Below are 14,695 nucleotides of genomic sequence, written 5' to 3' on the forward strand. Positions count from 1 at the left end.
ATAGCCGTGCCCCGCGCAATACTAACGTTTAACGCAGCGCAGATCGGCGCAATAATCAAAATAAAAGCTTCGTTGCCCCCTATGCAATATAACAATTAGCGCATGGACAAACAGCACGGCCCACATGGCGGCGGACAGCAAAAACAGTGCGATCTGCAGCCATACCCCGTATCCGTAAAATGGAGAGCCGTACGGCAGCGTCATATCGGTCAAAGCGCCGAGTATTCCGGACAATAGCCACGGCACATACAAAGCAAGCGTTCGCTTCAGAAGTGCTCTCATCGCCGGCGGCTGTCCCTCGCGATCCGCCACACGGAGGCGCAGAAGGCTGGTTCCAACTGTCTTGCCTTTCAGGAAATAGGGCACGACACCGAACATGATCAGAAATCCGATCGTTACATGCGCCGCTTCCGCAAAGGCGTTGGCGGTCACAATTCCCGTAGTCAGGGAATGGCTCAGCCGGATAATCACATAATCGACAAGCAGAGCAAGCAGTTGAGCCACCGGGGCCGCATGCCTTTTTTCCTCGAAGCTTTCCTTTTTTGCTTGCAAGCTCTCCCTGGAAGGGAACAACGCGAGCACAATTGGCGCCCCAAAATAACCGATAAGCGCACCCATGCTATTCAGCATTAGATCGTCGACATCAAACAAACGGTAAGGGCATTTGTACAGCCCGTATATTCCCGTCAGTTGCGTCACTTCGTAAAACAGCGATAGCAAGAATCCAAGGCCAAGCGCCCTTCTCCAATGGCGTTTCTCCCGGAAGAAATAGCGAAGATATACGCCGAACGGCACAAGCAGCAGCACATTAAAAGCAGCCTGCCAAAACGCCTTTTGCTTAAGGATTTGCGGATATGTGCCCGGCTGCGTCCATTGGACGGTACCGTCTTGCAGCATATCCGTAATAAAGGTAAACGGCATCAGGGAATAATAAACCGTACCCGGCGCTTGCTGCGCGCAAGTGTCATAGGATGATGGAAGCGGCAGCAAAACAAGAAACAACGCCGAGATCATATAATAGATAAACGAAAATACAACCAAGGTAGCCCAGAAGCTGAAAAAACCGTATTTTCGATAGCTGTAAATCAGCCACGGCACAAACAACAGCATCCCGAGTAACAAAAAGAACAGAACGGCCACTAAGAGCGGCTGCGCATAAAACGACATTCCATCACCTTATCCTGTTATGCGGATTGATTTTAACAATATGGTTAAGATCGGCTTGTATTATGCACGGTTGGAAGCCGGTCCCTCCGCCTTCTTCCGAGTAGACTTGCCGTAAGTCAACGATCTCCACAGCTTCTCCAGCGGACCCATGCGGAAATACCGCAGCCATATAGAGCTGAATGCCACCTGAATCATAAATATAGCTATCGCTAGCACTACGATTTGCCTTGGGGCCGGCAGTTCGATTCCGAATGCATTCAGCAAGGCAACCCCTATCAAGCTCTGTGCGACATAATTGGTTAGCGCCAAGCGCCCTACTTTAGCTGCCGGGCTAAGCAAAACGGCAATTAATCGATTCTCCAGCAGCCAGAACAAGCCGGCCAGGAAGAAATAAGCCAAAGGCACCGCTCCAAAAGAAACGATCAAAGATAACTGCGGGTCTTCATTCATAGACGCTGTCCATGTCCACAAAACAAACCCGATTGCAATCGGCAGCAGCAAGAAAAACAGCTTCCGAATAGAACCCAGGTGCTCGCCCGTTCTGCCGATCCATCCTGCTTTGGCGGCAAGGAAGCCCGATAGAAACATCAGAAAAATGGTAACCGCATCATTGGCAAGAAAGCCGGCGGCACTTGCGACAGCTGGCGCCAGATTCGGCAGCCACAGCATGATTGCATTCGCCAGAAGATGCAGCGCAAGCAGTATGCCCCCTATCCATGCAATGGCGGGCAAGCTTGCCCGGTAAAAAGGAACCAGCAGAAAGCCTGCAATCGCATAGATCGGCAATATGCTGCCCCAAAATATAAAGATGTGCACAATGCCCATCAGCAAGAGAACAAACAACCTTCTTGCAAACCGCCTGCGCGGCTTGTCGCCTCGGCTTTCAGCCCGCGAAGCAAACAAATAAAATCCGGCGCCGAATAGAAACGAAAAGATGGAAAAGAACTTTTTTTGCACCAGTACAGTAATAAGCGATTGGATGATGGCGTCTGCCCCTGTGATTGCGGGCATCTCCATACCTTCTGTTATAACGCGATAGCCGCCAATATTAATGAGCATAATTCCGAACAGCGCCAGTCCGCGAATAATATCGAGCGATACGATTCTTTCTTTTGGCGTGACCGATGGTTGTTGCATACATAAACCTCCCGACAATGATGTAAACAAATTTAAGTCTAGGGCCCGCAGCTTACACCCTCTTTATGCCAACCTTACATAAACCTTAAACATGACAATCCTTGAGGTGGTTGTGAGCATGATTGCATAAAAAAATGCCGATCATGAATGATCAGCATTTCAAATCGGTATTGAATGAAATTGGTTTTACGAAGAAGTGTATTGCTCATCGCTGACTTTCTCCAGCCATTCCGCCGCCTGTCCGTTAAGCCGTTCCTGGATGGCGATATGAGTCATCGCTGTAGTAGGCGACGCGCCATGCCAATGCTTCTCCCCTGGCGGGAACCAGACTACATCCCCTGGGCTGATCTCCTCAATCTCGCCTCCCCAGCGTTGAACCCGGCCTTTGCCTGCCGTTACGATCAGAGTCTGTCCCAGAGGATGCGTATGCCATGCCGTCCGCGCCCCTGGTTCAAACGTAACAGCAGCCGCAGCTACCCGGGCAGGCTCAGCTGCCTCAATGATGGGATCAATGCGTACAGTGCCGGTAAAATAGTCCGTGTTCCCTTTGCCTGAAGGTCGGGAACCCGCTCGTTTAATTTCCATCGTGTAATCCCTCCAATTAAGTTGCGTATTCTGTCCTTGCTTTTCTGATCAAGACAAGATGAGAAAGAATGGCCAGAACACTGGTTGTAAAAATAACGATGCCAAAAGGGATGGCAGAATGCTCGCCCGCAATGCCGACTAATGGAGATGTGACCGCGCCTAAAGCATAATGAAAGCTGCCGATTACGGCTGAGGCGCTTCCTGCCATTTGGCCATGCTGTTCCATCGCTAAGCTGACAGACACGGGTCCCACAATTCCAATAGATACAGCAAACAAGAATGTAGAACCAAAAATCATCCATAATGTTCCCTCTAATAATACTACACTAAGGAGCGCTGCAGTTGAGATAAAGGATAAAGTTAATCCGAGTCGCAATAAACGGCGCCCCTCCCACTTGCCTGCCAATCTTTTGACAAATTGCGAACCCAGCATAATCGCCAAGCCGTTCAAAGCAAATAAGATTGAAAATAGTTGGGGCGACACCCCAAACATGTTTTGGTAAATAAATGGAGTGCCTGCCACAAAGGCAAATACACCTGCGAACAATATACCGTTAACCAGAGCATATCCCATAAATATCCGGTCAGAGACCAAATGCTTATAGTTCTTCAACAAAGTCATAAAGTTGTGCGGGACGCGATTCTGCACCGGCAAGCTCTCTCTTAGGCCCCATGCTGTAACTCCCATTAATAGCAATCCGAACACTCCCAAAGTAACAAATACGCCAATCCACGAACTGAATGATGTCACAGCAGTTCCTGCATTGGGTGAGATTAAGGGAGCAACATTGCTGATTAATGTAAGCAGGGAGATAAATTTCGTCAACTCCACTCCACTGTACCTATCCCGGGCAATCGCGCGGGATATGACAAGTCCGGCGGAGGCAGCCACTCCTTGAATGAAACGCAGCAGGATAAATGATTCGATATTGGAAGCAAAAGCACAGCCAATCGAAGATAAAATGTAGATAACCATAGCCATTAGCAGCGGATTGCGTCTGCCGTAGCTGTCGCTTAACGGCCCCATGACTAGCTGGCCCAAGCCCAAGCCTAACAGGCTGGCGGTTAAACTGGCTTGAATCATAGATGTATTGGAATCGAAAAAATCCATAATTTGCGGCAGCGACGATAGATACATATCGACCGTAAATGGACCAAGCGCAGAGAAAGCAGCCAGGATTAAAGCCAATCTCAGCGAATTTTTCATCATGGCATCGTTCATATCCATTTATAAGGTCGAGATATCGATCACAAACCGATACCGGACGTCACTTCTCAGAATTCGATCATAAGCTTCATCCACTTGATCGGCGCGAATCACCTCAATCTGAGGAACAATCCCATGCTCAGCTGCAAAATCAAGCATCTCTTGCGTCTCCGGAAGCCCGCCGACCAAGGAGCCCGCAATGCTGCGGCGGCTCATGATTATTGAAAATACTTGGTATTGACTCGGCTCGGCAGGCGCCCCTACATTCACCAGCGTACCATCTACGCGCAGCAGGGATAAATATAAATCGACTTCAATAGCAGCAGACACTGTGTTCAATATCAGGTCAAACCGTCCTGCTAACTTCTTGAATGTATCAGGGTCAAGCGTTGAAAAATATTCGTCTGCGCCAAAGCCCAGCGCTTCTTGCTTTTTATCCCCTGCCCGGCTTAGAACGGTCACTTCGGCCCCCATCGCACGCGCGAACTGTATGGCAACGTGACCAAGTCCGCCCATTCCCAGAATGGCTACCCGCTTCCCTGGACCGGCATTCCAGCGTTTGAGCGGAGAATATGTGGTAATGCCTGCGCATAGAAGCGGGCTGGCAACATCCAGCTCCATTGGGTCCGGGATATGCACGACGAATCTTTCCGTAACGACAATTTTTTGGCTGTAACCGCCATAAGTAGGATTGCCGTCATAATCCAAGGAGTTATAGGTTGCTACATGTCCTTTCGAACAATACTGCTCTTCGCCGCGAAAGCAGTACTCGCACTCTCCGCAAGAGTCCACATAACATCCAACGCCAACTCTGTCTCCAACGGCAAACTTCGACACCTTCTCCCCTACCTCAGTCACAATCCCGGTAATCTCATGGCCGGGCACCATCGGAAATATGCCTCCAGCCCAATCCCCATGAGCGCTGTGAATATCGGAATGGCATATACCGCTGAACTTTATAGCAATCGATACATCATAGGGACGCAGCGCTCTCCTTTCAATGATCGTTTTTTCAAACGGCGCTTTGGCAGCGGGTACGCTTAACACATATGTTTTGCACATCTGCATAATCTCCTTTTCTAACAGTAAATACGTTTTGTTTAATCAACTAGAATTGATTAATCGACATGTGTCTATTATTATAAAATTAGGAGCAAACATTCAATGGTTAAAAAATCGGATTCTGTTGATATCTCAACAAATCAGCCTATATTGTAAATTATTATAGAAAGCTTGGTGGTACAGTGTGGCAAAATTAGATCGAAGAATACTTAAAACGCAGGAATCTTTGAAAGCGGCCGTTATCGAGCTCATGGCGGAAAAATCATTCGACGGCATTACCATTCAAGATATTGCCGACCGGGCCAATGTCAATCGCGGCACCATCTATCTTCATTACCAAGACAAATTTGATTTATTGGATAAGCTGATCGAGGCGCATCTTCATGAGCTGGGCGCGATGGATGAATGGGCATGCGAGTTGGACTGGAATGACGCTCTTGTCCCTTATTTCGAATATTTTGAGAAGAACTACTTGTTTTTTTCCACCATGCTAGCCAGTACGGGCGTTCCTTCATCCTTTAGATCCCGGCTTCTTGCTTCTTTTATGAAAGGATTCAAAGGCGAAATTGACAGAGAAAGCGGAAAAAATACGGATCTGGATGAAGATATTATCCTGCAATATGCGGGCACCGCTTATGTGGGCATTATTGAATGGTGGATTAGAAATGAGATGCCCTATCCTCCCCAAGCGATGGCTAAACAAATCGGGACCTTGCTGGAAAGAACCTTATAATCCGCTGGCTGCATTGTACAGATAGTAAGTTCAACATGGATACAAAAAACAAAGGACAACTCTATTAGGTTGCCCTTTGTTTATCTGCCCTTATGGTTTTTTCTTAGCTCATATCGGAATGCATATCGTTCCCTGTCCCTGTCTGATAGGCTTCGAAGTCCTCATACTCTATGCCCTTCCATATCCAAGTTGACTTATCCTTGCTGCTGTAGTGATTGAAGTCAATATTATTACCTTCATTTTGCGTGAACTCGTTGGTGATCATGAGCCCATCCTCATTCGGCTGGATATAGTTGTTGTGCAATTCATTGTTCCGCGTATCAAAAGCCAGATTGATTTCACCATAACCCATACGCTTGGCGTTGTTTTCTATGAACTGATTTTCTGCAATCACACAATGATCTGTCCTGCCGCGATCTTCGTCATATCCGCCAAGCGTAATGCCTGCCGCACTATTGTTATAAATGCGATTGAGCGATACCTCAATATAGGAAGTTGCACCGCCCGCATGCTCACTGGCCAGCTCTATTCCGAAATCATTGTCATGTAAGTCATTATCGACGATTTTGATATCTTTGCCGCCGTCTACATAGATGCCGGCAGCTGAATACTCATTCCCATATGCGGGATTCCCATAAGAGGAAATATGGTACACATGATTTTCTTGAATAACACCACCTCGCGCCTGATCTAGGACCGGATTCGGTGCGATGCCTTCAAACCCAATAATATCAATTCCGATATTGTCGTTATCGTGCACAATGTTCTGCAACACGCGAAAACCGTCTACATTTCCATTGATCGCCATAGCTTCGCTGGCTCCAAGCTTCAGGTTATACAACTCATTTTGGATAATAGCAATCTCGTTCAGCGGTTCAGTCGAATTGCCGTATACAGCAATGCCATGCGCATTGCCGCCGCCTGACTGCTGACCTGCATGGGTTCCCATATCGTGAATGCGATTTGCTATAATTTCAATATGACTGCCGCTGCCGCTCACATGAATGCCAATGGGCGTGACATCTTCGGAGCTTGTATGGTAGTTGCGTATTTCAAGCCCTGTCACACGAACATAACTGGCATTGTTGATGCTAATGGCGCCATCCTCTATTAGCTCTATGCCTTTACCATCCAATATAGCGGTTTGTCCCGCCGCATTGCGCAATGTTATATAGCCCTGTTCAGACGACCCTGATTTCTCAATGCTCACCGTTTGGTGATATGCGCCACCGAGAAGGATGACAGAGTAGCCTGGCTTTACTACCTCGATTGCTTTCTGGATGCTGGCAAGCGGCGCATCTCTGGTTCCCGGATTGGCATCTTTCCCTTGCGGTGAGACATAATAATCCATTGCAGATGATTCCAACGCCGCTTCCGATGGCTCAGTTATTGAATCCGAATCCAATGTGTCGTTTGAATCGTTTCTATCGAGGATATAAATGGCGATAACCGACAACAGGATGAGGAGGCCAGTCCACATCACAGCTTTTTTCATTTTTTTGCTCATAATGCTCACGTCCTTACAACTCAATGATTCACTCTAGTCAATTGGTACATAGATCCCGCTGCCCCTGCCCAACTTGCCGCCAGCCAGGAGATACGCTTTCGCTGCATGCTGCAAGCTCGTGTCCTCTCCATATTCGGATGGGTCTGCTGCAACTCGATTGAAGATTCGCTGCTCGGCTTCCTTGGCTGCTTCATCGACCTCATAGATATGGAACAGCCGCTGAAACTGCAATATATTCGAATCGGACTTCATAATATGATCAAGCCCCGGGTACAGCAGCCAGGATTGGCAGATAAAAACAGGAGTTATGCCTCTGAAGAATGCCCGGGCTAACGAGAAGGAATGAGCGACCTCTTGCGGGCTCAACGCGCCCCCTTCTGGAATGTGTACATTCAGCACAAGCTGTTTGTTCTCCACTATCACGTCTCCGGCCTTCACGTCACCTTCCATTGCAATGGGCTGAAATTGCATTCTGCCAAGACGAAACAGCCGAAGCCTGACATGCTCTTGCAGCCAGTTGTACTCCTCAATGCCATATTCGCCAAAATCACGGCAGCAAACCTCGCTCCAAATCCGTATATCTGAAAATGTATTGAAATAAACGTCGTCGGATATTCCCCGAACCTGGTACTCCTCATAGGCATCCATGGCAAATCTCACGAATAGATAAAGCAGCTTTTGCCTGTATCCCGCTGCTCCCGTGACTAGCTGGAAGAATGCATGGCGCTCCTGTTGAAATTGTCGTTTTAACTCCGCATATTCACTCTCTTGCATATGGTAATCCATAACGATCCCGCTAGCTGCCTCACCTAACTTGATTCCATTGCAAAATTCCTTCATATGCATACAGATCGCTCTCCTTCATGCACTAGTTCGAATGTCAGTTAACTGCCTGAGACAAATGGTCTCATTAGAACTTGTTGCCGTCAACCCAAAATCTACATGTCTGCGTCGTAAAATGGATCGGACCGAAAAAAAGCGCAGTCTTTATCAGACCGCGCTTCACCATGAAACATTAACATGGTTTAATGTTAATTATCCTAAGAAACTACAAAGCCAGCAGCTCAAAATCTGCTGTTCACATTTTTTCGTTTTTCTGCCGGTAAGATAGACTCTATCACATCCCAATGCTCCGCAATCTTTCCGTTCTCCACACGGAATAAATCGTAGAAAGCAGTAGGCTTGCCATCAAAGGTGCCTTCGCTTACCGTAAGCACAAAATTACCTTGCCCGATCACGTGATGAATCCGATTATATTGAAACTCTATATTTCGCTCCTTCAACGATTGTAATGCTGCATGAAGACCGGAGAGACCGTCTGCGATATGCGGACTATGCTGAATATAGCGATCCCCGTCAAAATAAGAGGCGAGCAGCTCAGAATTCCTCCGCAGCAAGATGTTCTCCACATAGCTCTTAACCAATGCTTTGTTCACATCCGTCTTATCCATATCCTGAATCGCAACCGGTCCATCAATCATCGTATGATGGCTTGGTGTCCTCTCCGCCATCTCCTGCAGGTTATCCCAGTGTTCCACGATAAGTCCGTTCTCAAATCGAAAAATATCAATGCCAACCTTAGAGCCAAAGAACTGATACACCGAATGAAGGACTACAAAATCTCCATCGGCTATTGCTCGTTTAACGCTTACTTTGGTGCCGGCCTCCTGCAAATGATTAAGCGCGCCTAGCATGGCGTCCCGGCCGTCGGGCAAAGCCTGATTGTGTTGAATGTATCGTTCTGGATGAACGAATTGCGTGATCGCAACGGGATTGCCGCTTTCTAAGCTTTCCAGCACGGCGATCGCCTTGCGCACTAAATCATTTTGATGATCGATAGTCATAGAATGTTCCTCCTGTACGTTTATAGTCATCAGATAAATAATGTGCATGTGTTGTTTATTTATCTCACGTTCATTATAATGAAGGAGGCTTTGATGCTCAATATTCAATATGTTGCGTTATGCAGGATATCAGACATTTCATCCGGCTTTGTCGCATAACGACTCAATATCAGTTTAAGGAGAACCAAACATGACCAAAAGCAAGAAAGTCGACCTGCGAATCGTGCGGACCAAGCAATCTATTCGCAAGGCCTTTTATGAGCTTATTAAGGAGAAGGGTTACGAAGCGATAACCATTCAGGATATTGCCGATCGGGCGATGATTAATCGGAATACGTTCTACCTCCACTATCAAAGCAAGCCCGATTTACTGGATACTTGCATCAATGAGTTATTAAGCGACTTAAAGGAGACCGTCATTCTTTGTCCCATTGGCATGAATCCGTACCGCATTGCTGTGCTCGAAGCCGTCATGCAAACCGTGCTGGAGCATATCTCACATCACATTACCTTTTATCACGCCATGTTGATTGAAGAGAACAGACTCTACCAGTTCCGCGTCAAGATGGAGAGTTTGATTAAAGATAAGCTGAATGAGGGATGGAACATGGCTCAAGGAACCATATCCAAGGAATTGCTGCTCGAATACCTCGTGTCATCCTTCATGGGGATCGTCCTTTGGTGGATTAAGAACAATAAGCCCCTTCCCGCAGAAGAGATTGCAGCGCAGTTCAGCAAACTCGTCGCCTACGGACATTTGAAAGCAGCCGGGTTGGAAGTTGAGGAGTAGGCCGTATAAAGGAGAGAATCATCGGGAATGAGAGAACAACTGGAACAAAATCAGATATGGGTATATATTGCTGCACTAGCGGCAGCGGCTGGGCTTGGCTTGTATGTCCCTCAGCTAACAATGGCATTAGATAATCACATCATGATCTCAATCGTTATAGCTGTATTAATGTACGGTATGTTTACACAAATCCCCTTTACTTCGATCAAAGAATCGCTTGGAAACCGGCGTTTTATCCTTGCTATTCTGACCGCCAATTATGTTGCGGTACCGGTAGTCGTATGGTTATTGTCTCAGCTGCTGCCTCAGCAAACCCCTGTGTTGCTAGGTGTTTATCTGGTGCTGCTGGCGCCCTGCATCGATTATGTTATCGTCTTCACCCATCTGGGACGCGGGAATGAGAAGCTGATGCTGCTGTCAACGCCAATTCTATTTGTCACCCAAATGGTTCTATTGCCCGTCTACCTCTGGCTGTTCATGGGCAAGATGGCATCGGAAGTCGTGAGCCCGGGGCCTTTTGTCGAAGCATTCCTTATCATTATCGTCATGCCGCTATTGCTGGCGATCATCATACAATTGTTCTCAAGAAAAAATCGCAGCAGCGCTAAGCTGTTGGATTGGTCTGCCTGGATTCCAGTCCCGCTCATGGCCTTCACGTTGTTTATAATTGTGGCTTCGCAAATTAGCAAGCTATCATCCTATTGGAATATCATTATTAAAGTTATACCGGTCTACTTTGCTTTCATGCTTATCATGCCGTGTATTACACGATATATAGTCAAATGGTTTAAGTTAGATGCCGCCTCCGGACGTGCTGTCATTTTTAGCTCCGGAACCCGCAACTCGCTGGTCGTGCTTCCCCTTGCCTTATCGTTGCCTGACCATTTGAGCACGCTGGCAGCAGCCATCATCGTTACGCAAACGATAGTCGAGCTTATAGGAGAATTGATTTATGTACGGTTAATTCCGAACGTGATTTTGCGGGATGCGGACAATAATAAATCACTTGTTTAGTTAATTTACAAAAACAACCTCAAATCATTGGATTTGAGGTTGTTTCGTATGGTTTGCAACTATTCTGCTTCAAATAGACTCCACCCTTTTGACAACAGGGATCCACACTTCCATCTCATACATGCCGTTGCCTCTATTGTAGCTCATTTCAAACTCAGGACCGTTGGCGTACTCATAATCGCTGGTTGGAAACCATTCTGACGATATACGTCTCCATATATCATGAATATCGTTTTGCGGATTTAAGCCTGTCGTAAAGATCGCATAGGTCTGCGGTGAGATCCGGATCTGCTTGTATCCATGCGGTATGCCGCTCTCCGGCAGGAAATAACCGATCAAGTAGGTGAATTTCTCGCCATTATTGTTGAATAACACCGAATGGATCTCGCCATCTTCCTCAAGTCCTGCAGCTGCACGAATTCGATCAATGGTTCCATCATTTATGCAATTCTTCCAAAACTGCGGGATTTCAATGAACGGATTTTCTCCGCCTGCAGTGATTTCATTTGTCACACCAAACATTTCGAAGCCTTGTTTTTCCTCAATCCTATAATTCATCTCCACAGCTCCGCGAATCGAGATATCAAAGGACATACGAGGATAAGCTTTAAGCGGCACACCCCTGTCGCGCACGGACATCGGCATGACGCCATGCATCTTTTTGAATGCTCTGGAGAATGCCTCAGGTGATTCGTAGCCGTATTTTAATGCCACGTCAATGACCTTCACTCCGCTGTTTTGCAATTCAAATGCGGCAAATGTCAGCCGCCTGCGCCTGATATATTCAGACAATGGAACATTCGTTATGAACGGAAACATTCGTTGCAAATGGTAGGTGGAGCAGCAAGCAATACGGGCCGCTTGATCGTAGTCAATCTTGCCAGCAAGATTGGATTCAATATATTCCAACGCGCTATTCATGCGTTTTAACCAATCCAAATCGAATAACACCCCATATCTGCTCAATATATGTATAGTTTAACAGCATCCCTTGGCAAGCTGGTTAGTAAAAACATATATAATTAATTTTTCCTGCGGATCGCAATTTGGATCTATCCAACGAATTAAAACTAACTATATCTAAATATCATTAAATATATCGGTCTCTTATTGTATTTTACGATTTGATCGCTTAATATTAGGAACTAATATAGCATCTATGAAGTACTGCTAACTAGAAATGAGGAATGAATATGCTGCAAAAGGCAACTTTCGCTGGCGGATGCTTCTGGTGTATGGTGACTCCATTCGAAGAGCAGCCTGGCATCCATGGGATCGTATCCGGTTATATGGGCGGGCATGTCGAGAATCCAACCTATGAGCAGGTGCTGACTGGAGAAACAGGACATCAGGAGGTTGTGCAAATCACCTTTGATCCGAAAGTTTTTTCTTATGAGAGGCTGCTTGAGCTTTATTGGCCTCAGATCGACCCCACTGACGCTGTAGGCCAAGGCAACGATCGCAAGAGCCAATACCGCGCTGCTATTCTCTATCATAATGAAGAGCAAAGATTGCTGGCGCTGAAATCCCGTGAAGAACTTGATAAAAGCGGACGCTTCGACAAACCAGTGGTCACTTCAATTGAGGAGGCTTCCGTCTTCTATCCGGCTGAAGAATATCATCAAAACTACCATAAGAAAAACCCGGAATTTTATAAAGAATCCCGCATCTATTCTGGCCGTGACGCCATTATCGAAAAATATTGGAGCAAAGATTAATGCCCTTAAACAAAAAGGCACCTCTTTAGGTGCCTTTTCTGCTGCTTATTCGGATGCTTGAGATATCTTATCATCAATAAGCAATTAGATATTTATAATACGCTGGAAACTCTCGGATGATAGAATATACATCTCTAATCTCGAAGAATCGAGCATGGGCTCCGTAGACGTCGCTTACATCCATTTTTCGGAAGGCCAATTTCGTTCTAGTTACATGATAATACTGAGTCACAATCATCGCAGAATCCAGCTCCAACTCCTTCATGATTCTATTGGCATTCTGGGCGGTCATATAGGAGTTGTAACCGTTGTTATCCTCAAAGATTTTATTGCCAGGTATCCCTTGATCCACAAGGTAAGCCTTCATCACCTTGGCCTCATCGAATCCTTCCGAACCAATACCGCCGCTAACGATGACCATAGGGAAATATTCCTCTTCATATAACTCCACAGTTCGGTCTAATCTTGCTTTTAACCGTTCTGAAGGCTGACCATTCAGCTCTACTTTATTTCCAAGAACAACAGCCACATCAACTGGCTTCAATTCATCGGTTAAACCATCCAGGATGATGAGTACAGAGTGAATAATAAACCAGCTGACAAGAATGGCTGCTGCGATTAAAGCTCGTTTCATGAAAACCGACATAATCTCTCACCTGCGTTCTAAATGTATTTCACAAATTAATTCCTTTTAAGAATAACGGTTATAAGCATCATTTAGTTGCTATTAACCGTTGAAGAGCAGCCTAATCTCGTTTATTCACCAAAAGTTAGAAAAAAACAGCCCTGCCCTAAAACGGCAGGACTGTTCATCTAACATTGAAAACATACCATAATCTACAACAGTTCAAATCTCAGCTGAGGCTCTTGCAGCGCTTTCTCGGAAGTTACATCAGCATGAACCGCGATATGCCCCACTTCCAACACAGCAGCGATCCGTTCATCGTCTTGTAACATGAAGGCCTCTGCATGTTTACGGTCATACGTCCATTCATTCAGCGTCCAGCGGACGCCTAAGCTTCGCTCATGGGCGAGCAAGCGGAAATTTTGAATCAGACAGCTGACAGCTGCAAAGTCCTCCTCCTGCTTATGAGAATCATGCTCTGCCTGCATGACGATCAACAGATAGGCTGGTGCTGGTTCCTGCAGACGATTCAGTATCCCGCTGTTTTGGCCGTCGACATATATAAACCTCCACGGCTCGCGAAGTCCATCATTAGGCGCCCAGACCGCAATATTAAGCAGCTCCAGCATAAGCTCCTTCGATACCGGTCTTTCTTCAAAATGGATCGGCTTGTTCAATCCTTCCGCCAAATCAGATAGTTTCATGCGTTAGCCCTCCTTTATATCGTGCTGCCTTCCCATATCGTCCACTTGCGCTCTGCCGGCGTTCTTTTCCGGCCTCTAGGTGCTTTGTCGAAGTAACCCAGATGAAGTATGCCGACGAACCTTTCGTCCTCCCGTATGCCGATTCCCTTAAAGAAACTTTCATTTTGGATAATGGACTCGGTGTCCCAAATCATGCCCAGTCCCCGTTCCCAGCCAAGCAGCTGAAAGCTCTGCATCATACCGCAGACTGCCGCAAAGTTCCGATCGCTAGTGAGCCGGTCCGTTCCTTGGGCAGACAACACGATGACATGTGCAGGAATTTCTGTAAATCTTCTTTTCATCACATCCAGCAGTTTCCCTGGAATCAGCTTGCCCAGCTTGCTCTGGGTGATCTGCGCGAGCATATAGTCCACCAGCTGTTTGCTTGACTCCGGAGTACCCGCATAGACTACGCGCCAAGCGCCAGCGTCCAAGGCAGGCTGCAGCCTAGCAGCGTCTCTCAGCAATTCAATGACCAGCTCTTGCTCTACCGGCAAGGCATTGCATTTCCGAATGCTTCTCCGAGCCATAATCAATTCAGACAAATTCATACCGTTCATCTC

At 46.7% G+C, this 14,695-nt stretch carries 16 protein-coding genes; 4 read left to right on the plus strand and 12 right to left on the minus strand.

The annotated features are described in order from the left end of the window. Positions 1-21: 21 nt before the first annotated feature. The 5 genes from D3P09_RS00110 to D3P09_RS00130 all read right to left on the minus strand — a co-directional run bounded on the left by D3P09_RS00110 (position 22) and on the right by D3P09_RS00130 (position 5,158). Positions 22-1,167 (minus strand): VanZ family protein, encoded by a 1,146-nt coding sequence (locus D3P09_RS00110; RefSeq protein WP_120105953.1) that lies wholly within the window; start codon positions 1,165-1,167, stop codon positions 22-24. Between the two features lie 60 nt (positions 1,168-1,227). Then, on the minus strand, positions 1,228-2,304 hold the full coding sequence (locus D3P09_RS00115; RefSeq protein WP_120105956.1) for a DUF418 domain-containing protein: 1,077 nt from the start codon (positions 2,302-2,304) through the stop codon (positions 1,228-1,230). A gap of 186 nt (positions 2,305-2,490) precedes the next feature. Continuing rightward, a complete protein-coding gene (locus tag D3P09_RS00120) occupies positions 2,491-2,889 on the minus strand; it encodes a (R)-mandelonitrile lyase (RefSeq protein WP_120105959.1) in 399 nt (132 codons plus the stop codon). Positions 2,890-2,905: 16 nt separating this feature from the next. Beyond that, a complete protein-coding gene (locus tag D3P09_RS00125; RefSeq protein WP_120105962.1) occupies positions 2,906-4,099 on the minus strand; it encodes a multidrug effflux MFS transporter in 1,194 nt (397 codons plus the stop codon). 18 nt (positions 4,100-4,117) lie between these two features. Continuing rightward, a complete protein-coding gene (locus D3P09_RS00130; protein WP_120105964.1) occupies positions 4,118-5,158 on the minus strand; it encodes an NAD(P)-dependent alcohol dehydrogenase in 1,041 nt (346 codons plus the stop codon). Positions 5,159-5,342: 184 nt separating this feature from the next. Between D3P09_RS00130 and D3P09_RS00135 the strand changes: the two genes are divergently transcribed. Beyond that, entirely contained in the window at positions 5,343-5,891 is a 549-nt protein-coding gene (locus D3P09_RS00135; protein ID WP_120105967.1) for a TetR/AcrR family transcriptional regulator, read from the plus strand. 103 nt (positions 5,892-5,994) lie between these two features. On the opposite strand, the gene D3P09_RS00140 is transcribed toward D3P09_RS00135, so the two are convergent. The 3 genes from D3P09_RS00140 to D3P09_RS00150 all read right to left on the minus strand — a co-directional run bounded on the left by D3P09_RS00140 (position 5,995) and on the right by D3P09_RS00150 (position 9,242). Continuing rightward, the gene (locus D3P09_RS00140) at positions 5,995-7,398 is read right to left on the minus strand and encodes a right-handed parallel beta-helix repeat-containing protein (protein ID WP_243643850.1); all 1,404 of its coding nucleotides are present in this window, start codon (positions 7,396-7,398) and stop codon (positions 5,995-5,997) included. A gap of 33 nt (positions 7,399-7,431) precedes the next feature. Next, positions 7,432-8,244, minus strand: coding sequence for an acyltransferase domain-containing protein (locus D3P09_RS00145; protein WP_120105970.1), 813 nt, complete (start codon positions 8,242-8,244; stop codon positions 7,432-7,434). A 218-nt stretch (positions 8,245-8,462) separates the two neighbouring features. Beyond that, positions 8,463-9,242: a nuclear transport factor 2 family protein gene (locus D3P09_RS00150; protein ID WP_120105973.1), complete on the minus strand. Its 780-nt coding sequence runs from the start codon at positions 9,240-9,242 to the stop codon at positions 8,463-8,465. 190 nt (positions 9,243-9,432) lie between these two features. On the opposite strand from D3P09_RS00150, the gene D3P09_RS00155 reads away from it, so the two are divergent. Both D3P09_RS00155 and D3P09_RS00160 read left to right on the plus strand, forming a co-directional pair. Then, complete coding sequence (locus D3P09_RS00155; RefSeq protein WP_120105976.1) at positions 9,433-10,032, plus strand: TetR/AcrR family transcriptional regulator; 600 nt, start codon at positions 9,433-9,435, stop codon at positions 10,030-10,032. A 27-nt stretch (positions 10,033-10,059) separates the two neighbouring features. Further along, positions 10,060-11,046, plus strand: coding sequence for an arsenic resistance protein (locus D3P09_RS00160; protein ID WP_120105978.1), 987 nt, complete (start codon positions 10,060-10,062; stop codon positions 11,044-11,046). Between the two features lie 69 nt (positions 11,047-11,115). Here the strand turns inward: D3P09_RS00160 and D3P09_RS00165 are convergent, their stop codons facing one another. Continuing rightward, positions 11,116-11,985, minus strand: a complete 870-nt coding sequence (locus D3P09_RS00165; protein ID WP_120108406.1) for an AraC family transcriptional regulator — start codon at positions 11,983-11,985, stop codon at positions 11,116-11,118. 257 nt (positions 11,986-12,242) lie between these two features. Between D3P09_RS00165 and msrA the strand changes: the two genes are divergently transcribed. Beyond that, a complete protein-coding gene (gene msrA / locus D3P09_RS00170) occupies positions 12,243-12,764 on the plus strand; it encodes a peptide-methionine (S)-S-oxide reductase MsrA (RefSeq protein WP_120108408.1) in 522 nt (173 codons plus the stop codon). A 73-nt stretch (positions 12,765-12,837) separates the two neighbouring features. Here msrA and D3P09_RS00175 read toward each other — a convergent pair whose 3' ends face one another. The 3 genes from D3P09_RS00175 to D3P09_RS00185 all read right to left on the minus strand — a co-directional run bounded on the left by D3P09_RS00175 (position 12,838) and on the right by D3P09_RS00185 (position 14,683). Next, entirely contained in the window at positions 12,838-13,410 is a 573-nt protein-coding gene (locus D3P09_RS00175) for a YdcF family protein (protein ID WP_243643851.1), read from the minus strand. A gap of 191 nt (positions 13,411-13,601) precedes the next feature. Beyond that, positions 13,602-14,093 (minus strand): nitroreductase family protein, encoded by a 492-nt coding sequence (locus D3P09_RS00180; RefSeq protein WP_120105981.1) that lies wholly within the window; start codon positions 14,091-14,093, stop codon positions 13,602-13,604. Positions 14,094-14,107: 14 nt separating this feature from the next. Next, positions 14,108-14,683, minus strand: a complete 576-nt coding sequence (locus D3P09_RS00185; protein ID WP_120105984.1) for a nitroreductase family protein — start codon at positions 14,681-14,683, stop codon at positions 14,108-14,110. Positions 14,684-14,695 lie beyond the last annotated feature (12 nt).

The organism is Paenibacillus pinisoli (assembly GCF_003605435.1).
In the GTDB taxonomy this organism is placed as follows: domain Bacteria; phylum Bacillota; class Bacilli; order Paenibacillales; family Paenibacillaceae; genus Pristimantibacillus; species Pristimantibacillus pinisoli.